The sequence below is a fragment of the Spongiibacter nanhainus genome (assembly GCF_016132545.1).
Classification (GTDB): Bacteria; Pseudomonadota; Gammaproteobacteria; order Pseudomonadales; family Spongiibacteraceae; genus Spongiibacter; species Spongiibacter nanhainus.
Genome location: NZ_CP066167.1, coordinates 4,043,831 through 4,063,607, shown reverse-complemented (window position 1 = coordinate 4,063,607; position 19,777 = coordinate 4,043,831). Strand labels below are relative to the sequence as shown.

The window sequence follows — 19,777 nt, the reverse complement described above, 5'->3', positions numbered from 1 at the left end:
CATTGAAATGAGAGTGACACATGGCAGGTGAGTCCCTATCTACCGTTGGCTATATACAGCACCACTTAACGAATCTGACCTATGGCAAATTGCCCGCCGGCTACGAGCGGGTTGATGCCGAGGGTCATTCCCACGTTCTCGAACAAGCCACCTGGACATTTGCCCACAGCAGTCAGGAAGCGGCCGACATGGGCTTTATGGCCATTCACGTCGATTCCATGTTGTGGTCGGTTGGCCTCGGCTTTCTGTTCGTGCTGATTTTTGCCCGCATCGCAAAGCGCGCCCACAGCGGTGTGCCCACCGGCTGGCAAAACGCCATTGAAATGATCATCGATTTTATCGACAACACCGTGAAGGACGGCTTCCACCACAAAAACGCGATGATCGCGCCGATGGCACTGACCATCTTTGTGTGGATATTCCTGATGAATACCATGGATCTGGTGCCGGTGGACTGGATTCCGGTGGCGATGGCCAAAATTACTGGCGACCCGCACTTCTTCTTTAAAGTGGTGCCTACCACCGACCCCAATATCACCCTGGGTATGGGCTTCACGGTGTTTGGCTTGATGGTCTACTTCACCATCGCCAAAAAAGGCTTTATGGGTTTCGTCAAAGAACTGACTTTGCACCCCTTTCACAGCCCCAAGTGGTACGTAAACGTGATTCTGGTGCCCATCAACTTCGCCCTGGAAGCCATTTCCTGGATTTCCAAGCCCATCTCATTGGGGCTGCGGTTGTTCGGCAACATGTATGCCGGTGAAATGATCTTTATCCTTATTGCCACGATGTTCGGCGCCGGCCTGATTCTCGGCCTGTTTGCCGGTGTGCTGCAGTGGGCCTGGGCGGTATTCCACATTCTGGTTATCACCCTGCAAGCCTTTGTCTTCATGGTACTGACCATCGTCTACATGGCGACGGCGCACCAGATTGAGGAAGAAGATCAGTTTCACTGATAAACGATTTTGAATGCTTTTTTATTAACTTGACGTTGTTTTAACTTTTTAACTTTAACTGAACTAGGAGAACTACCATGGGTTTGGCTCTGATTGCTGTTTCACTGATGATCGGTTTTGGCGCACTGGGTACTGCGATTGGTTTCGCACTGCTGGGCGGCAAATTGCTGGAAGGCTCTGCTCGTCAGCCAGAACTGGCTCCAATGCTGCAAGGTAAAATGTTCCTCATCGCCGGTCTGCTCGATGCGGTACCGATGATCGGTGTGGGTATCGCTATGTACGTTCTGTTCGTTGTCGTTCCTGGTCTGCCTGCCTAAGTGCAACTGGTACCAAAACGACACGTTCAGCAAATGACATAGAAGAGGTATCGGCGTGAATATTAATCTCACACTGATTGGACAATCGATCGCCTTCCTGTTCTTCGTTTGGTTTACCTACGCTTTTGTGTGGGGCGCCATTCGCAAGATGATGGAAGAGCGTGAAAAACAAATTGCTGACGGTCTAGACGCTGCCGACCGCGCAGGTCGCGATCTTGAGCTGGCTCAAGAGAAAGCAACCAAGCAACTGCGCGAAGCGAAAGCGGAAGCGGCTTCTATCATCGAGGCCGCTAACAAGCGCGCCAACCAAATCGTTGACGAAGCCAAAGACAATGCCCGCACCGAGGGTGAGCGGATCAAAGCCGCTGCCCAGGCCGAGGTAGAGCAGGAAGTTAACCGCGCCAAAGAAGCTTTGCGCGCACAGGTTGCTGCCCTGGCTCTGGCTGGTGCCGAGAAGGTATTGGATGCTTCCATCGACGAGTCGGTGCACAAGGACATGGTCGACAAGCTGGCCGCAAGCCTATAAGCGAGGTTGATCATGGCTGAATTGAGCACAACGGCTAGACCCTATGCCAAGGCCGCTTTCGAGCACGCCTTGGCGTCGTCTGCATTGGCGAAATGGTCCGAGATGTTGGTAACTGCTGCGGCAGTGTCCCAGCAGGATGCGGTGAAGGCATTGTTGTCTTCTCCCTCCATCACTCGCGACAAGCAAGCCCAGGCATTTATCGATGTCTGTGGTGATACGCTGGATGCAGGTGGTCAGAATTTCATCAGAATTCTCTCAGAAAACAAGCGTCTTTCACTGCTGCCGATGATTAGTGAGCAGTTCGAGGCGCTCAAGGCCGTTCAGGAGAAATCCGTGGACGTCGAGCTGACCACAGCGTTTGCCCTGGACTCTGAGTCCGAGCAGCGTCTGGCAGACGTTCTGAGTAAAAAACTGGAACGCCAGGTAAAAGTAAGCAGCCGCGAAGACCGCAGCCTGATGGGCGGCGTGATTGTTCGCGCCGGCGACCTGGTGATCGATGGCTCGGTACGCGGTCGGCTGGCTAAGCTTGCCGAATCTTTACACTCCTGAGCGCATTAAGAGAATTGGATTGAGGAACAGAGCATGCAGCAACTGAATCCCTCCGAAATCAGCGATATTATCAAGCAGCGCATCGACCAACTGGATGTCTCTGCCCAAGCCCAGAATGAGGGCACTATCGTTTCGGTTTCCGACGGTATCGTACGTATCCACGGTCTGACCGATGTGATGTACGGTGAAATGATTGAATTTGAGGGCGGCCGTTTCGGTATGGCCCTCAACCTGGAGCGCGACTCCGTCGGTGCGGTTGTTCTGGGTGATGCCTTTGGCATCGCTGAAGGACAAACCTGTAAGTGCACCGGCCGCATCCTGGAAGTACCGGTCGGTCCGGAACTCCAGGGTCGTGTTATCGACTCTCTGGGTAACCCCATCGACGGTAAAGGCCCTATTGAAGCCAAAGAAACCGACGCGATCGAAAAAGTCGCCCCCGGTGTAATCTGGCGTCAATCGGTTGACCAGCCGGTACAGATCGGTCTGAAGGCCGTTGATGCGATGGTACCCATCGGTCGCGGTCAGCGTGAGCTGATCATCGGCGACCGTCAGATTGGTAAGACTGCGGTTGCGGTTGACGCCATCATCAACCAGAAAGACTCCGGCATTAAGTGTGTCTACGTGGCGGTGGGCCAGAAGGCCTCTTCTATCGCTGCGGTAGTGCGCAAACTGGAAGAGCACGGCGCGATGGATCACACCATCATCGTCGCGGCAACCGCTTCCGACCCGGCGTCCATGCAGTACATCGCTCCCTTCACCGGTTGTACCATCGGTGAGTACTACCGCGACCGCGGTGAAGATGCACTGATCATCTACGATGATTTGACCAAGCAGGCTTGGGCCTACCGTCAAATCTCCCTGTTGTTGCGCCGTCCGCCGGGCCGTGAAGCTTACCCCGGTGACGTTTTCTACCTCCACTCTCGTCTGTTGGAGCGCGCGGCACGGGTCTCTGCCGACTACGTTGAGAAATTCACCAACGGTGAAGTGAAAGGCAAAACCGGTTCCTTGACCGCACTGCCCATCATCGAAACCCAGGCCGGTGACGTCTCGGCTTTCGTACCGACCAACGTTATCTCGATTACCGACGGTCAGATCTTCCTGGAAACCGACATGTTTAATGCCGGTATCCGCCCTGCGATGAACGCCGGTATCTCGGTATCGCGGGTAGGTGGTTCAGCACAGACCAAGGTCATTAAAAAGCTGTCCGGCGGTATTCGTACCGCACTGGCTCAGTACCGCGAACTGGCGGCTTTCTCCCAGTTTGCCTCTGACCTGGATGACGCGACCAAAGCCCAGCTGGATCAGGGTGAGCGCGTGACCGAGTTGATGAAGCAGAAGCAGTACAGCCCGCTGAGCATCGCCGATATGGCACTGTCTCTCTACTGCGCCAACGAAGGCCACCTGAAAGACGTTGAAGTCGCCAAGGTGCTGGACTTTGAATCTGCGATCCACGCATTTGCTCACGCCGAGTACGGGAGCGTAATGAAAGAGATCAACGACACCGGCAGCTGGAACGACGAACTGGAAGGCAAGTTCAAAGAACTGGTCGACAAGTTCAAGTCCACCCAGACTTGGTAAGACGCATAAGACGCCGCTAATGCATCGTTAGCGGCGTTTTACGGCTTGAGGAATTAGCTATGGCAGGTGCAAAAGAAATACGCACCCAGATCTCCAGCATCAAGAGCACGCAAAAAATTACTAGCGCCATGGAAATGGTGGCGGCCAGTAAAATGCGCAAGGCTCAGGATCGCATGGAAGTGGGTAAACCCTACGCGCAGCGTATGCGCGCAGTGGTTGGGCATATCGCCAATGCCAATCCGGAATACCGCCACCAGTATATGGAAGAGCGGGACGTCAAGCGTGTCGGCTTTGTGATTGTTTCTACAGACCGCGGTTTGTGTGGCGGTCTGAATACCAACCTGTTCAAGAAAGCCCTGGCTGCCATGCGCAGCTGGTCTGACCAAAACGTCGAGGTAGACCTGTGTCTGGTCGGCGGTAAGGCCGGTGGCTTTTTTAAGAACTTTGGCGGCAACGTGGTTGCGGCAGTGCGGGATATGGGGGAAGCCCCCAGTGTGTCAGATTTGATCGGCAGCGTGAAAACCATGCTGGATGCCTACAGTGAAGGCAAAATCGATCGTCTGTACCTGGTGGGCAACGAGTTTGTGAACACCATGACTCAAACTCCATTCGTGCGCCAACTGTTGCCTCTGGAAGCAGAACAAGACGACAGCCTGAAGCATCACTGGGACTATCTATACGAGCCCAACCCCGAAGAGCTATTGGAAGGCCTGCTGACTCGCTATGTGGAGTCTCAGGTGTATCAGACCGTAGTAGAGAACGGGGCCTGTGAACAGGCAGCGCGGATGATCGCGATGAAGAGCGCCACCGATAACGCCGGTGAACTCATCGACGGCCTGCAACTGGTATACAACAAAGCCCGTCAGGCAGCCATTACCCAAGAGCTGTCAGAAATTGTTGGCGGTGCGGCGGCGGTGTCGTCCTAAGGGCGACCCGACAACGGATTTTATTTTTAAGGTTTTGAAGAGGAACCGGACATGAGTAGCGGACGTATCGTACAAGTTATCGGTGCCGTTATTGACGTGGAATTCCCACGTGATGCGGTACCGCAGGTGTATGACGCATTGACCGTGACCGACAGCGGCCTGACCCTTGAGGTTCAGCAGCAGTTGGGCGACGGCGTGGTACGCGCCATTGCACTGGGGTCGTCAGAAGGTCTGCGTCGCGGACTGGACGTCAACAACACCAATGAAAAAATCAAAGTGCCCGTGGGAACAGAAACCCTGGGTCGGATCATGGACGTACTGGGTAACCCCATCGACGAGTGTGGTCCTATCGGTGAAAAAGAGCGGATGGAAATTCACCGCCCTGCGCCGAAATACGAAGAGCTGTCAGCTTCAGCAGACTTGCTGGAAACCGGCATCAAAGTTATCGACCTGGTTTGTCCCTTTGCCAAGGGTGGTAAGGTTGGTCTGTTCGGTGGTGCCGGTGTTGGTAAAACCGTAAACATGATGGAGCTGATCAACAACATCGCCACCGAGCACAGCGGTCTGTCAGTATTTGCTGGTGTTGGTGAGCGGACTCGTGAAGGTAACGACTTCTACCACGAGATGCAGGAAGCGGGCGTTGTAAACGTCGAAGACTTCGGCAAATCCAAGGTAGCGATGGTTTACGGTCAGATGAACGAGCCCCCCGGTAACCGTCTGCGTGTTGCCCTGACTGGCTTGACCATGGCGGAAAAATTCCGTGACGAAGGCCGTGACGTTCTGTTGTTTGTCGACAACATCTACCGTTACACCCTGGCGGGTACCGAGGTATCGGCACTGTTGGGTCGTATGCCTTCTGCGGTAGGTTACCAGCCGACACTGGCAGAAGAGATGGGTGTACTGCAGGAGCGGATCACCTCCACCAAGACTGGTTCTATCACCTCTATCCAGGCGGTATACGTACCGGCGGATGACTTGACTGACCCGTCTCCGGCCACCACCTTTGCTCACTTGGACTCAACCGTTGTATTGAGCCGGGATATCGCTGCAAAAGGTATCTACCCTGCGGTTGACCCGCTGGACTCCACCTCTCGTCAGCTGGATCCGCTGATCATTGGTCAGGATCACTACGATGTGGCCCGCGGTGTTCAATCTGTTCTGCAGCGCTACAAAGAGCTGAAAGACATCATCGCCATCCTGGGTATGGACGAGCTGTCTGAAGAAGACAAGAAGACCGTTGAGCGTGCACGTAAAATCGAACGCTTCCTGTCTCAGCCCTTCCACGTTGCGGAAGTCTTCACCGGCAGCCCCGGTGTTTACGTTTCTCTGAAAGACACCATTGCTGGCTTTAAAGGCATTCTCGACGGTGAGTACGACCACCTGCCTGAGCAGGCATTCTACATGGTTGGCACCATCGACGAAGCAGTGGAAAAAGCGTCTAAACTGTAAGTCGTTGTTGCGACTTACGCCTGAGAGGCAGAAGATATGGCTATGACAATACATTGCGACATCGTGAGTGCAGAAGCCGAAATCTTCTCCGGTCGTGCCAAGTTGGTAGTTGCCAACGGTATTCAGGGCGATCTGGGTGTGACCTATGGTCACGCCCCCTTGCTGACCTCACTGGAACCGGGTCCGGTTCGAGTGGTGTTGGACAGCGGAGAAGAGCAGGTGTACTACGTGTCAGGTGGCTACCTGGAAGTGCAGCCCAATGTGGTGAGCATCCTGGCCGATACCGCACTGCGGGCCGGCGATCTGGATGAAGCATCCGCACTGGAAGCACAGAAAGAAGCCCAGCAAGCCATGCTGAACCAGAATGCGGATATCGACTACTCCCGTGCGGCAGCCCAGCTGGCGTCGGCGTCGGCAATGCTGCGCACCCTGCAGCAAATTCGCAAAGCGGCCGGTAAAGGCTGATACAGCACTGGCACCGTTAAAAAGCAGCCCTCGGGCTGCTTTTTTTATGCCTGACATCTACCGGCGGCGTGATCCTCAGCCCCGCAAGCCCCCGTCTACCTCGATCAACTTGCCGTTAAAGTAGTCATTTTCGAAGATAAACTGGGCGGCCTTGGCAATTTCGTCCATCTCCCCCAGCCGCCCAAGGGGTATATGGGCGGCAGCGGCCTCTAAAGCCTCGGGCTTCATGCTGGCTACCATCTCGGTGTAAAAGAAGCCGGGAGCAATAGCAGCGCTGCGTATGCCAAAGCGAGACAGCTCGGCGGCCCAACCCACTGCCATGGCGGCGACACCCGCCTTGCTGGCCGAATAGTTGGTCTGACCGCAGTTGCCCAAGCGTGACAGACTGGAGATATTAATGATCACGCCTTCGCACTTGAGCTTGATCATCCACTCAGCGGCGCTGCGACCACACAAAAACACACCTGTAAGGTTAACGTCGATCACCGTGTTCCACTGCTGAAGGCTCATTCGGTCGACGACTTCGCCGTCTTTTACCTTCACTAGCAGGGCATCCCGAAGCATGCCGGCATTGTTGATCAGGCCGTGGAGCGCGCCATGTTGCTCGGCAATGCTGGCAAAGCAACGCTCCACTTCATGTTCCTGCGATACGTTGCAGACGCGGCCACTCGCGTCGATTCCCTCTTCACTAAGCTTGGCGATAGCTTCATCGATATCCTGAGGATTGAGGTCGATAATAACGGGTTTGGCACCGTGCAGACCGAGCCGTTTTGCCATTGCAAAACCCAAACCCCTTGCGCCGCCGGTAACGACGATGACCTTATCCTGTAAATCCATTAGAACTCCGTATAACTGAATCAAATTATGTGAATAATGGCTGTGAACTGGCGGGATTTCGCGCCTTTCGATACCATTCTCGCCCTTGGGGCCAATATTGCAAAGGAAAAACTGTGTCCGCTGAAGTCGTTATCCTGGCAGCTGGTCAGGGCTCCCGTATGCGCTCCACATTGCCTAAAGTGTTGCATACCTTGGCAGGCAAAACCCTGCTGCAATGGGCCGTCGATGCGGTTCGTCCCCTCCAGACCGAAAAGCTGCATATTGTTATTGGTCATGGTGGCGATCAAGTGCAGTCTGCACTTCAGCATGAAGCGGTAAACTGGGTGGAGCAGGCTGAGCAAAAAGGCACCGGTCACGCCGTTGCTCAGGCCCTGCCCGATATCGCCGACGATGCGGCGGTATTGATCACCTATGGGGACGTACCGCTGATCGCGCCCCAAACCTTGTCGTCACTGCTGTCGTCAATTGACGAGTCGAGCATTGCGATTCTCAGTGCCTATGTCGACGATCCCAGTGGCTATGGTCGCATCGTCCGAGACAACAAGGACAATGTCACCGCCATTGTTGAGCACAAGGACGCCAGCGCCGAACAATTGGCCATCGCTGAAATCAATACCGGTGTGTTGGCAGCGCCGGCCAAGGCACTCAAACGCTGGTTACCTCAACTGCAAGCCAACAATGCTCAGGGCGAGTACTACCTGACCGATATCATCGCCATGGCGGTTGCCGATAGCTTTTCCATAGCGGTGGCACACCCTAAGGATTTGATTGAAATACAGGGGATTAATAGCCGCCGACAGTTACAGGAAGTGGAAAGAGCTTTGCAGCATCAGCGGGCCCTGCAATTAATGGATGAGGGTGTGGGTCTGGCTGATGCGCAGCGTTTGGATATTCGCGGTGAGCTTTCTGCCGACTCCGATTGTTTTATCGATATCAATTGTGTGTTTGAAGGGACGGTAACCTTGGGCCACCATGTTCGTATTGGTCCAAACTGTATGATCATTAACAGTCGAATAGGTGATGGCGTCGAGATTAAAGCCAATTCTATTGTCGAAGATGCGGATGTATCCGGCGATTGTGTGATTGGCCCCTTTGCCCGGCTTCGTCCCGGTTCTGTACTAGGCAATGGTGTTAAAGTGGGCAACTTCGTTGAGGTTAAGAAGTCGCGACTGGCAGACGGTGCCAAGGTGAATCACCTAAGTTATATCGGTGACGCGGAGGTGGGTAGCCTAACCAATATTGGTGCCGGAACAATTACCTGCAACTACGACGGCGTCAACAAGCACAAAACCCGCATTGGTAAGGCCAGTTTTATTGGTTCTAACACCTCACTCGTGGCGCCAGTAGAAATTGGCGACAATGCCACCATCGGTGCAGGATCTACCATTACTGGCAAGGTGGATGACAATGAGCTTGCCGTGGCCAGGGGGCGACAACGCAATATCCAAAACTGGAAGCGCCCTGAGGCAACAAAAACGGTCGGCTCAAAAAATGCCGACAAACACTGAGGAAACACTATGTGCGGTATAGTTGGCGCTGTCGCCCAGCGGGATGTTGCGGCAATACTGCTTGAAGGGCTACACCGGCTGGAGTACAGAGGCTACGATTCCGCCGGAATGGCGGTTATTAATGGCGAAGGCCCCATCCCCTTTGTTAAGCGGGTCGGTAAAGTAGAGGCCCTGGCCCAAGCATTGGATACTCATCCGCTGCCGGGAAAGACTGGTATCGCCCATACTCGTTGGGCCACCCACGGGCAGCCTTCAGAAGATAACGCCCACCCCCATTTCTCTGGTTCTCTGGCGCTGGTTCATAACGGTATTATTGAGAATCACAGCGAACTAAAACAAAGACTGGAAGCATTGGGTTACGAGTTTGTATCCCAGACCGATACCGAAACGATTGTTCATCTTGTCCATCATTACTATCAATTGCAGCGGGATCTCCTCAGTGCAGTCCGGCATGCAGTAAAGGACCTGGATGGGGCTTATGGTTTGGCAGCCATTCACGCCGATCAGCCTGATCGTTTGGTGTGTGCCCGCAAAGGTAGTCCCCTCGTTATTGGTGTGGGCATTGGCGAAAATTTTGTCGCCTCCGATCATCTGGCTTTGCGACAGGTTACCGATCGCTTTGTGTATCTGGAGGAGGGTGACATCGCGGAAGTGACCCTGGGTCACTATCGCATTTGGAACGAAGCGGGGGAGTCGGTTACCCGGGACCTCACCCAAATCGATGCTGCCGCCGAATCGATAGACAAAGGGCCCTATCGCCACTTCATGCTCAAGGAAATCTATGAGCAGCCCAAAATGATCGAGCGCTCGCTGCTGCAGCGACTGGGAAAAACCAAAGTGCTGGCCGAAGCCTTGGGCCCTCATGCCGCGCCGCTTTTAGCGTCGGTGTCATCAGTACAGATCGTGGCTTGCGGCACCAGCTACCACGCCGGCATGATCGCCAAGTACTGGATAGAGGGTATCGCCGGTGTCCCCTGCCGGGTCGAAGTAGCCAGTGAATTTCGCTACCGCAAATTCAAGGTTCAAGAAAATACCTTGTTGGTCACCATCTCTCAATCTGGTGAAACGGCGGACACGCTTGCAGCACTGCGTTTGGCCAAAACACTGGGTTACAGTGCCTCTCTAACCATCTGCAATGTGGCGCAAAGTTCGCTTGTTCGAGAGTCCGACTTGTTTGTGATGACCGAAGCAGGGCCGGAAATTGGTGTTGCCTCCACCAAGGCCTTTACCACCCAGTTAGTCGCACTGTTATTGTTTACGGTAGCGCTGGGCCGCCACCACGATATCGACGAGGCCACCGAGGCCAATATCGTCAAGGCCCTACATGGTCTACCGCGTCTGTTGTCAGAAACATTGGATCTGGATGCCGATATTCGCGCCATGTCCAAAGCCTTTGCCGAGAAGCACCACGCGCTGTTTCTCGGGCGGGGTGTGCAGTGGCCGGTGGCCATGGAAGGCGCCCTAAAGCTCAAAGAAATTTCCTATATCCATGCCGAAAGCTATCCCGCTGGTGAGTTAAAGCACGGACCGTTGGCCTTGGTAGATAGCGATATGCCAGTCATAGCCGTTGCGCCTAATGATGAGTTGTTAGAAAAACTTAAGTCCAACCTACAGGAAGTTCAGGCGCGGGGTGGGCAGTTGTTTGTATTCGCTGACAAGGCTGCCGGGTTTAAGGAAAGCAAGGGTCTGGACATTATCGAGTTGCCCCACGTTGACGATATTATTGCCCCCATCATTTACACCATACCGCTACAGTTACTGTCTTATCACGTTGCTATTTTGAAAGGCACTGATGTCGATCAGCCCCGTAACTTGGCGAAATCCGTGACCGTTGAATAAGTAGGAGAAAGTTAATGACTCAAGATGTTGTAGTGCTCAGTGCGGCCCGATCAGGAATCGGGACCTATGGTGGAGGACTCAGTGGTATAGAGCCCCACGAACTGGGTGGCCAGATTATGAAAGCGGCTATTGATCGCTCTGCCGTTGATCCCCAGCAGATTAACTATGTTACCGTCGGCAATTGTATTCCTACCGACTCACGCTATGGCTACGTCGCCCGGGTTGCCGCCATTCAAGCGGGGCTTCCGATGGAGTCGGTTGCCATGGGCGTCAACCGGCTGTGTAGTTCAGGTCTGCAGGCGGTGGTGACCACTGCGCAGAATATTATGCTGGGGGATTGCGAGTACGGTATCGGTGGCGGTGTTGAGGTAATGTCCCGGGGTGCCTACCTGTCAACGGCGATGCGACACGGAGCCCGCATGGGCAATGTCGAAATGATCGACGGTATGACCGCGATACTCACTGACCCCTTCGGTGTCGGTCATATGGGCATCACTGCCGAAAACCTGGCGAAGAAATGGGAGATAAGCCGGGAAGAGCAAGATGCCTTTGCGGTGGAGTCCCATCGCCGGGCTGCTGCCGCTGTTGAAGCGGGTTATTTTAAAGAGCAAATCGCCCCGGTCACTCTGAAAACCCGCAAAGGGGAAATTCAGTTCGACACTGACGAGCATGTTAAACCTGGCACTACCATGGAGAGTCTTGCCAAGCTACGCCCCGCTTTCCAGAAAGAGGGTTCGGTCACCGCTGGCAACGCCTCTGGTATCAATGACGGCGCCGCCTTCCTGGTAATGGCCTCGGCCTCTGCTGCTGAAAAAGCCGGCCAAACGCCTTTGGCGCGCCTGGTGTCCTATGCGGTGGCTGGTGTCCCCAACCACATCATGGGCGAGGGGCCCATACCCGCTACCCAAAAAGCCCTGAGTAAGGCTGGTCTCTCCCTGGGAGACATGGATGTGATCGAGTCCAATGAGGCGTTCGCTGCTCAAGCTCTGGCGGTAGCAAAGGGCTTGGAGCTGGATATGAGCAAAACCAATCCCAACGGTGGTGCAATCGCCCTGGGCCATCCGGTGGGTTGCTCCGGTGCGTTTATTGCCACCAAGGCGCTCTACGAGCTGCAGCGTATCCAAGGTAAGTACGCCTTGGTTACGATGTGTATTGGCGGTGGTCAGGGTATCGCTGTTATCTTTGAACGCATCTAGAATCAAAAAACCATTTGGCAGAGCACCTCGATTTAGGCGGGTGCTCTGCCTCATAATGTGAGCACTCACTGCACATCAATGGCTTGGCTCCTCCCACACTGATCTCGTAAAAAAGGATAAATAAATGGAAGATCCAATCTACATGCTAAACGCGCTGTGGTTTAAAAAGGATGGCGGTAAGGAAAAGTATTTGCAATATGGCGACGCCGCACGTCCTTTGCTGAAGAAGGCCGGGGCAGAAGTTCAGGAAAACTACTGCCCTGAGAAAAGCATTATTGGAGAATGGGATCCAGACGTATTCTTCCTGGTAAAGTATCCGAGTAAGCAAGCCTTTAACGCCATGGTAAAAAGCCCTGAGTACCAAGCGATCGTACACCTCAGAGAAGAAGCCATTGATAAGAGTCTGTTAATTCGCTGCAAACCCTTTGAGTGGGATTAGGGCGCCCAGCTCTGTATTGAAATACTCTGAACTACCTCATCTACTCCCGCCGGCCATGGATTGAATGCCATAACGGTGCTCCTTTGTCGCCGAACTTTCCCATGGCCCAACAGCCATGGATGGGAATCACTTTTGCTTAAAAATTAGACAAGAGCGATTATCGGGTTCAAAATTGCACCAATAAGTCGCTACTGATTAGCCAATGCACACCAATGGAGCAATTCCAGATGGAATGAGGAGGCAACGCGGTGGGTGATATCGTTAAGTCCCGGCAGGGCAAGACGGCGTCTAAGGGTGGGGTATACGGGCAGTTCGAATCCCTGTTGGCCAAGGCCGATATCGAGATCAATGGGTCTCGAAGTTGGGACCTACAGCTACACGACAAGCGCTTTATACCCCGCTTGCTGACCCAGGGTAATCTTGCCCTGGGTGAAGCCTATATGGCGGGCTATTGGGATGCCCGCCGTCTAGACGAGTTTTTCTTTCGCATTCTTCGTCACGGTGTCGACCGTGAGATTTCTCCCCGGCAGGTTATCGTCGACGCCCTCAGGGCCAGGCTGTTCAATCTCCAGAGCCTGTCCCGTGCCTTTCAGGTTGCGCAGCGGCACTATGATCTCGGCAATGATATTTACGAGGCGATGCTGGACTCCCGGCTGACCTATACCTGCGGGTATTGGAAAACCGCGGCCAACCTCGAGCAGGCTCAGATCGATAAGCTGGATCTGGTGTGCAAAAAAATGCAGCTGCGACCCGGAATGAAAGTGCTGGATATTGGCTGTGGCTGGGGCAGTTTTATGGGTTATGCCGCCGAACACTACGGCGTGGAGTGTGTTGGTGTGACGGTGTCTCAGGAGCAGGCGGATTGGGCCAAACAACAGTACGCCGGTTTGCCGCTGGAATTTCGGCTCCAGGATTACCGCGAAGTCGACGGGCAGTTTGACCGGGTGATCAGCCTGGGAATGTTTGAGCATGTCGGCCGCAAGAATCATCGCCAGTTTATGGAAGTGGCGCGTCGCTGCCTTAAAGACAACGGTCTGCTATTGCTGCACACCATCGGTAAAAACCGCCGCCGCTCCACCCCCGATGCCTGGATCGATCGCTACATCTTTCCCAATGGCGACTTGCCCAGTGTGGGGCAAATCGGAGATGCGGCTGACAACCTGTTTGTCACCGAAGACCTTCATAACTTTGGCGCCGACTACGACAAGACCCTGATGGCCTGGCACCGCAATTTTGAATTGGCTTGGCCGGAGAAGCTTTCCGCACAATTCGACACCCCCTTCTATCGGATGTGGCGCTACTACCTGCTCAGCTGCGCCGGCGCATTTCGGGCGCGGGATATCCAGTTGTGGCAGTGGGTGTTTTCGCCCTGGGGTGAACTCGGTGGTCACCGGCGCATAAGCTAGGCGGCCTATGCCACCCGGCTTAAACGGTGATTGGCCGGGTTGCTAGGAAAACTGGGGCCAGTGGGGGTCGACTGCCGGTGAAGATAGTCGACAATGGCATCCCGCACGGCGCCACCACCGCCAGTGATTCCCTGATTGCCAAACAGGCGATTAAACTCCAGCACATAGGGGTGGCCTGCCACCATGGCGATATCGAAACCGGCGTGGTCGATACCCAGGGTCTTGGCCAGATTTAGCGCCAGATCGACGGCGATCTGTGGAACTGGACTGTGATCAATGGCACCGCCCTTGGCGACATTGTTGTAAAAGCCCCGGCTGGCTTGCTCCCGCCAATAGGCTGAAATCACTTGATCCCCCACCACTACAACACGGATATCCCGGTCGATGGGCAGGTACTCCTGGACGTAGAGCACATCGGTGGTGGCCACGTAGGTCTTCCATTCCTGACGGTCTTCAATCAACCACACGCCGTTGCCCAGCGCCGACTTGGGCAGTTTGGCCACAAAGGGGCTCTGCATCAGTGCCCACAACTCTTCGGCATTCTCCGGGGTATTGGCGCGAATTTCGGTCCAGGGAATGTGGGCAGGCGCGACGAGTTCGAAGGCCCGGGTCATTTCGATTTTGTTGTGACCGAGGCGGTAGCTGGCCTCGCTGGGAAAGACCCGGGCGTTTAGTCCATAGACCAAGGCGTTGAGCTGCCAATACTCTGGAAACAATACCCACTCGGCGTCGGCGAGGTCCTGGCGGCGAGCCAGCAGTTGGCTGGCTTTGAGCTGCAGGGTATCGGCGAAGCCCAGGGTGCGGAATACATCAAATGAAACCCAGGCCATGGTCGGGCTCCGGTGGTGAGATGCGCTTTTTTAAGGGGCGAGCCGGCGGCCGTCAATAGCCAATTTCAGGCACTTTTTCCGCAATGTTCGGGTGCTGGTGCTACTGGAGCATGACCAGGTGATTGGGGAGCTCGTTTTTCTCCCGGCTGGCCGGAATGTGCTCTCGCAGCTGGGCGCCGCAGGCCTCGATGCAGCCCACGAATCCGGCGGTGATGTCGCCGCGTTTTACCTGCTCGGTAAAGTCCGCCACGACGCTCTCCCAGGTGCTGTCCGGGATGCGCTGGGCGATGCCCCGGTCCACCAGAATTTCTACATAGCGTTCAGCTTCGGAGACAAAAATCAGCATGCCGGTTTCGCCATCGGTGTGGTGGAGGTTCTGTTCCAGAAACTGCCGCCTGGCAAGATTACTGGCCCGCCAAAAGCGCACCGCGCGGGGCACCAGGCGGCTCCGCAAGGGTGCTGTTCGAAACACCAAAGCCAGGGCGATAAATACTGCCCACTGACAAAGCACCAGGGAGTGCATATCCAGAAACCCGGGGAAGTAGTTAATGGCACCGGGAACAATCAGCGCCAGTAGCCCCGCCCAGAGCAGGGGAATATAGGTGTAATCGTCGGCCTGGGGAGCCAGCACCGTAACCAGCTCGGCATCGGTGTGGCGCTCCGCTTGTTGAATTGCCGCGGCGACCTGTTGCTGTTGTTGGGGGTTTAACAGACTCATACCGATACTCCTTCACCAGCCGCCGCTGGCGCCGCCGCCACCAAAACCACCACCACCGCCGCCTCCGAAGCCGCCGCCAAATCCGCCACCGCCGAAGCCACCGCCTCGAAGACCGCCGCCGAGCATTGAGCCGGCCAACATGCCGCCAAAGAAGCCGCCGCGACCGAATAGCAGCATAATGACGATAATAATGAACAGCAGACCACCAAAGGCGGGTGGGGCCTCCTTCTTGGTGGCGCTGCGCTGAGGCGCCGGCAGGGTTTTGCCACCCAGTACGGCCACCATGGCATCCACGGCCTGTTCCACGCCGGCATCAAAGCGGCCGGCTTTGAAGGCGGGGGTCAGAATCTGGTTAATAATCTGGGCGCTAATGGCGTCTGTGAGCTGGCCTTCCAGGCCGTAGCCTACTTCGATACGCAGCGCGCGCTCCTGCTTGGCGATAATCAATAGCGCGCCGTTGTCGCTGTCTTTCTGGCCGATACCCCAGTGGCGGCCCAACTGGTAACCAAAATCCTCAATGCTGGTGCCCTGTAGGTCGGGCAGGGTAACCACCACCAGCTGGTTACCGCTAGCGCGTTCGTGGGCGGCCAGGCGCTCGCCAATGCGCCGCTCTGTGTTGGGGCTCAGCAGATCGGCATTGTCCACAACCCGGCCGGTCAGCTTGGGGAAATCGGGCGCGGCCTGGGCTGGCAGTGATAGCAGGGTGGCGACCAGCAGTCCCCACCACATCAGCCGGGCGGTGTGCGTTTGCCGATGTTGCATTAAAAGTTTACCTGCGGCGCCTGCTCGGCGTTGTCGGTGGTGGCTTCAAAGCTTTCGCGAATTTCCATGTCGCCGTACAGCAAACTGTGCCAAATACGACCGGGGAAGGTGCGAATCTCGGTATTGTAGCGCTGTACCGCCTGGATAAAGTCTCGCCGGGCCACGGCGATGCGATTTTCCGTGCCCTCCAGTTGGGATTGCAGGGCCAGAAAATTCTGATTGGATTTTAATTCTGGATAGCGTTCCACCACGACCATCAAGCGGTTCAGGGCGCTGCTGAGCTGGGACTGGGCCTGCTCGAATTTCTGTAGTTGCTCGGGGTTGTTCAGGGTATCGGCGTCCACCTGCATGGAGCTGGCCTTGGCCCGGGCCTCCACCACGGCGGTCAGAGTCTCTTTCTCCTGGGCGGCAAAGCCTTTTACCGTTTCCACCAGATTGGGCACCAAATCTGCCCGGCGCTGGTATTGGTTCTCCACTTGGCCCCAGGCGGCTTTAACCTGCTCGTCGTAGGTGGGGATGTTGTTGATGCCGCAGCTGGACAGGGCAGTAAAGCTCAACAGCAGTGAAAGAGTGAACAGGATACGCAGATACTGGGCTCGCATTGTCAGTGATCTCTGGTTGCTGGTGCAGAAATGGTCGTGCTTCGGTAATTACGGACAAAACTCGATGCTAACGTTGCTACACTACGCGCTTAATGTGTAGTTAGAAACATGTCAATTGAAAAAGGCCGTTCACAATGGATGTAAACACGAGCGCAAGCCGCCGGCAAGGATGCGCAAAGCACTCACTCGCTGTGGCATTGATGATGTTGGTAAGTTGTGTCGCTAGCGCTGAGGCTGACGATGCGACGCTTCGCGAAGCCGAGCGATTTCTGGAGCTCAGTGGCGTGGCGGAGGCAATGAGCCAATCTTCCGAGATGGTGATTGACCAACAGTTGCAGCAAAACCCCACGCTCATACCTTTTCGCAGGGTGATGCTGGCGTTCTTCGAAAAGTACGTCAGCTACGAGCAGTTGAAAGAAGAGTACGCCGCGCTCTACGCCGAACACTTTAGCCAAAAAGAGCTACAAAAAATTAACGATTTCTACGCCTCGGGCGTAGGCCGAAAAATGGTTCGCTCGATGCCGGAGCTGATGCAAAAGGGCGCGGAAATAGCCACGCGTCGGTCTGATCAACACCTTCCCGAGCTCCAAAAAATGATGGCCGATGAAGCCATGCGGATACAGAATCTTCAGGATCAGGACGATCACTTCAATTCTGTGCTGCAGCCTCAGTAGCGCCCTGTTATTTGCGGTGGATGGCCGTTAACGTAGCTGGGCGATAAAGCTGTCCGATTCTTGAATTGCTTCGTTCATCGAGCTGATCAGCGACGATACATCCCGATCAATTTCGGCCAGCTCGCCCTTTAGCGCCCCAATGGCCGAGGCATTGAGGTTGTGCTTGAGGTAGAGCACGTTGTCCTGAAAGGCATCCAATACCGGCTGCATGCTTTTCTCGGCCCGACGCATGCTGCGAATCAAGCCTTTGTATTTTTGCCGTGTATCCCGGAGCTTTCGCTCGCTGTCGGCGCGCAGGCTGGCGCTGCTGTAGAGTTCCAGCTCATCTTCCCACTCGTCAAACAGTGCCTCGGCGACGGACTCCACTTTATCGATACGGTCGCGGATATCCTCGGCGGCATCGACGCTGTCCTGGTATTCGGCATCGAGTTTATCGTAGAGCTTTTCCAGATCACCGCCTTTAAAGTTCACTACAGCGCGGAATTGCGTCAGGGCATCCTGAAATTCGGCCTGGCCGTCCTGTTGGGCATCCCTGGCTTCTCCAACTCGGTCTACCAGAATATCCCGTTTATGAACGCCGACCTTTTCCATGGCGCCGTAATAGGTGGACTCACAGGCTGCCAAGCTCAGCAGCAGTAGCGTCAGGCCCAGTATCCGCATAGCATGTTCCCCAAGCATTATTTCTGTGTGGCAAATACTATCTTCTGGCAGTGGTTATGGCTATCCGAAAAAAGGCTATCCGAAACAAGGCTATGCGAAACAAAGACGAGCAGCCCGACAACTCTTTCGATCCAGCCAGGGTGAAAGCGCTGGGGGCAGTGGTGGGGATTGCGGCTTTCGCGGTTACGGCGATTTTGCCGGCGCCGGAGGGGCTTTCCCCGGCGGGCTGGATTACGCTGGGGATGGCACTGTTGATGGCGGCATGGTGGTCCACCGAAGTTTTGCCCATCCCCGCTACAGCGCTATTGCCGGTGGTGATACTGCCGCTGTTTGAGGTACAGCCCATTAAAGCGGTGACGGGCTCTTATGGCCATCCCATTGTGTTTTTGTTTATGGGTGGTTTTTTACTGGGTATCGCCATGCAGCGCTGTAATCTACACCAGCGTATCGCGCTGTTAATTTTGGGTTGGGCGGGCACACAGCCGCGATTCCAAATTGCGGGCTTTATGCTGGCGACGGCCTTTCTCAGCATGTGGGTTAGCAATACCGCCACCAGCATTATGATGCTGCCCATCGCCCTGTCTGTACTGAGTTACTACAGCGGGGACGACCTGGCGCACCGGCACTACCGAGTGGTGCTTTTGTTGGGAGTGGCTTACGCCGCCAGCATAGGCGGAATGGCGACTCTGATAGGTACGCCGCCCAATGCACTGTTGGCGGCTTATCTCAAGGATCACGCCGGTATCGAAATCGGCTTTGCCCAGTGGATGTTGGTGGGGCTGCCGGTGTCGGCGGTGATGTTGCTGGCATGTTGGTGGTGGCTGTGCCGGGGGCCTTTGCCGGTAGCTACCGCCCAAGTGGATGCAGGCTTGGGGGATGCCATCGAAGGCCAGGGGCCGATGAGCTCGGCAGAAAAACGGGTTCTGGTGGTCTTTGCGCTGACAGCACTGGCCTGGATAGTGCGGCCCTTATTGGAAGAGCTGGTGCCGGGCCTCAGTGATACCGGTATCGCCATTGCCGCGGGGGTGGTGCTGTTTATGCTGCCCAGTGGTGATGGCAGCACCCGCCTGCTGGATTGGCCTGCCGCCGCAGCCCTGCCCTGGGGGGTGTTGTTGTTGTTTGGCGGTGGGCTCGCCTTGGCCGGGGCGATTGCATTGTCGGGGCTGGCAGAGTGGATAGCGGGGGGCTTGAGCAGCGTGTCGGGAGCATCTATTTTGCTGGTGACCCTGTTGATCGTTACGGTGATTATTTTCCTGACTGAAATCAGCAGCAATACCGCTACCACCGCGGCATTTTTGCCCTTACTGGGTGCCCTGGCGATGGCCCAGGATATTTCCCCTCTGCTTTGCGCTGCCCCCGCCGCTTTGGCGGCGTCCTGCGCCTTTATGATGCCGGTGGCGACGCCGCCCAATGCGGTTATCTATGCCAGTGGTCATGTCCAGATCGGTGACATGATTAAACACGGCTTGGTGATTAATCTGATTGCCATTGCACTGGTGACACTGGCCGCCAGGCTGTTGCTGCCGGTCGTGTTTTAATT

The 19,777-nt window shown here is 55.4% G+C and carries 21 protein-coding genes; 15 read left to right on the top strand and 6 right to left on the bottom strand.

Going from position 1 to position 19,777, the window contains the following annotated elements; genetic code table 11:
• Positions 1-20: 20 nt before the first annotated feature.
• The 8 genes from atpB to I6N98_RS18400 all read left to right on the top strand — a co-directional run bounded on the left by atpB (position 21) and on the right by I6N98_RS18400 (position 6,766).
• Positions 21-956, top strand: coding sequence for a F0F1 ATP synthase subunit A (atpB, locus tag I6N98_RS18435; RefSeq protein ID WP_198569781.1), 936 nt, complete (start codon positions 21-23; stop codon positions 954-956).
• Positions 957-1,033: 77 nt separating this feature from the next.
• Positions 1,034-1,273 (top strand): F0F1 ATP synthase subunit C, encoded by a 240-nt coding sequence (gene atpE, locus I6N98_RS18430; protein ID WP_022958922.1) that lies wholly within the window; start codon positions 1,034-1,036, stop codon positions 1,271-1,273.
• 55 nt (positions 1,274-1,328) lie between these two features.
• Entirely contained in the window at positions 1,329-1,799 is a 471-nt protein-coding gene (locus tag I6N98_RS18425) for a F0F1 ATP synthase subunit B (RefSeq protein WP_198569780.1), read from the top strand.
• A 12-nt stretch (positions 1,800-1,811) separates the two neighbouring features.
• Positions 1,812-2,348 carry a F0F1 ATP synthase subunit delta gene (locus tag I6N98_RS18420; protein ID WP_198569779.1) on the top strand — a complete coding sequence of 179 codons (537 nt, stop codon included), beginning with the start codon at positions 1,812-1,814 and terminating at the stop codon, positions 2,346-2,348.
• A 33-nt stretch (positions 2,349-2,381) separates the two neighbouring features.
• A complete protein-coding gene (atpA, locus tag I6N98_RS18415; RefSeq protein WP_198569778.1) occupies positions 2,382-3,926 on the top strand; it encodes a F0F1 ATP synthase subunit alpha in 1,545 nt (514 codons plus the stop codon).
• A gap of 59 nt (positions 3,927-3,985) precedes the next feature.
• Positions 3,986-4,852 (top strand): F0F1 ATP synthase subunit gamma, encoded by an 867-nt coding sequence (gene atpG / locus I6N98_RS18410; RefSeq protein WP_198569777.1) that lies wholly within the window; start codon positions 3,986-3,988, stop codon positions 4,850-4,852.
• 51 nt (positions 4,853-4,903) lie between these two features.
• Positions 4,904-6,301, top strand: coding sequence for a F0F1 ATP synthase subunit beta (atpD, locus tag I6N98_RS18405; RefSeq protein ID WP_198569776.1), 1,398 nt, complete (start codon positions 4,904-4,906; stop codon positions 6,299-6,301).
• Positions 6,302-6,337: 36 nt separating this feature from the next.
• Positions 6,338-6,766 carry a F0F1 ATP synthase subunit epsilon gene (locus I6N98_RS18400; RefSeq protein WP_198569775.1) on the top strand — a complete coding sequence of 143 codons (429 nt, stop codon included), beginning with the start codon at positions 6,338-6,340 and terminating at the stop codon, positions 6,764-6,766.
• 75 nt (positions 6,767-6,841) lie between these two features.
• Here I6N98_RS18400 and I6N98_RS18395 read toward each other — a convergent pair whose 3' ends face one another.
• Positions 6,842-7,603 (bottom strand): SDR family oxidoreductase, encoded by a 762-nt coding sequence (locus I6N98_RS18395; RefSeq protein WP_198569774.1) that lies wholly within the window; start codon positions 7,601-7,603, stop codon positions 6,842-6,844.
• Between the two features lie 113 nt (positions 7,604-7,716).
• Here I6N98_RS18395 and glmU point away from each other — a divergent pair, with 113 nt between their 5' ends.
• The 5 genes from glmU to cfa all read left to right on the top strand — a co-directional run bounded on the left by glmU (position 7,717) and on the right by cfa (position 13,991).
• Entirely contained in the window at positions 7,717-9,111 is a 1,395-nt protein-coding gene (gene glmU / locus I6N98_RS18390) for a bifunctional UDP-N-acetylglucosamine diphosphorylase/glucosamine-1-phosphate N-acetyltransferase GlmU (protein ID WP_198569773.1), read from the top strand.
• A 9-nt stretch (positions 9,112-9,120) separates the two neighbouring features.
• Positions 9,121-10,950: a glutamine--fructose-6-phosphate transaminase (isomerizing) gene (gene glmS, locus I6N98_RS18385; protein ID WP_198569772.1), complete on the top strand. Its 1,830-nt coding sequence runs from the start codon at positions 9,121-9,123 to the stop codon at positions 10,948-10,950.
• Between the two features lie 14 nt (positions 10,951-10,964).
• Positions 10,965-12,146, top strand: a complete 1,182-nt coding sequence (locus tag I6N98_RS18380; protein WP_198569771.1) for an acetyl-CoA C-acyltransferase family protein — start codon at positions 10,965-10,967, stop codon at positions 12,144-12,146.
• A gap of 124 nt (positions 12,147-12,270) precedes the next feature.
• Positions 12,271-12,585, top strand: coding sequence for a DUF1330 domain-containing protein (locus tag I6N98_RS18375; RefSeq protein ID WP_198569770.1), 315 nt, complete (start codon positions 12,271-12,273; stop codon positions 12,583-12,585).
• A gap of 248 nt (positions 12,586-12,833) precedes the next feature.
• Complete coding sequence (gene cfa, locus I6N98_RS18370) at positions 12,834-13,991, top strand: cyclopropane fatty acyl phospholipid synthase (protein ID WP_198569769.1); 1,158 nt, start codon at positions 12,834-12,836, stop codon at positions 13,989-13,991.
• 5 nt (positions 13,992-13,996) lie between these two features.
• On the opposite strand, the gene I6N98_RS18365 is transcribed toward cfa, so the two are convergent.
• The 4 genes from I6N98_RS18365 to I6N98_RS18350 form a co-directional block, all read right to left on the bottom strand.
• Positions 13,997-14,821, bottom strand: a complete 825-nt coding sequence (locus I6N98_RS18365) for an ATP-grasp domain-containing protein (RefSeq protein ID WP_198569768.1) — start codon at positions 14,819-14,821, stop codon at positions 13,997-13,999.
• 100 nt (positions 14,822-14,921) lie between these two features.
• Complete coding sequence (locus I6N98_RS18360; protein WP_198569767.1) at positions 14,922-15,539, bottom strand: TPM domain-containing protein; 618 nt, start codon at positions 15,537-15,539, stop codon at positions 14,922-14,924.
• Positions 15,540-15,551: 12 nt separating this feature from the next.
• Positions 15,552-16,301, bottom strand: a complete 750-nt coding sequence (locus I6N98_RS18355) for a TPM domain-containing protein (protein WP_232787408.1) — start codon at positions 16,299-16,301, stop codon at positions 15,552-15,554.
• Positions 16,301-16,903, bottom strand: coding sequence for a LemA family protein (locus I6N98_RS18350; RefSeq protein WP_198569766.1), 603 nt, complete (start codon positions 16,901-16,903; stop codon positions 16,301-16,303). The genes I6N98_RS18355 and I6N98_RS18350 overlap by 1 nt, the downstream gene beginning before the upstream one ends.
• Positions 16,904-17,103: 200 nt before the next feature.
• On the opposite strand from I6N98_RS18350, the gene I6N98_RS18345 reads away from it, so the two are divergent.
• Positions 17,104-17,577 carry a DUF2059 domain-containing protein gene (locus I6N98_RS18345; protein WP_198569765.1) on the top strand — a complete coding sequence of 158 codons (474 nt, stop codon included), beginning with the start codon at positions 17,104-17,106 and terminating at the stop codon, positions 17,575-17,577.
• A gap of 27 nt (positions 17,578-17,604) precedes the next feature.
• On the opposite strand, the gene I6N98_RS18340 is transcribed toward I6N98_RS18345, so the two are convergent.
• Positions 17,605-18,237, bottom strand: coding sequence for a DUF2959 domain-containing protein (locus tag I6N98_RS18340; protein ID WP_198569764.1), 633 nt, complete (start codon positions 18,235-18,237; stop codon positions 17,605-17,607).
• A gap of 92 nt (positions 18,238-18,329) precedes the next feature.
• Here I6N98_RS18340 and I6N98_RS18335 point away from each other — a divergent pair, with 92 nt between their 5' ends.
• Positions 18,330-19,775 (top strand): SLC13 family permease, encoded by a 1,446-nt coding sequence (locus tag I6N98_RS18335; protein ID WP_198569763.1) that lies wholly within the window; start codon positions 18,330-18,332, stop codon positions 19,773-19,775.
• Positions 19,776-19,777: the final 2 nt, after the last annotated feature.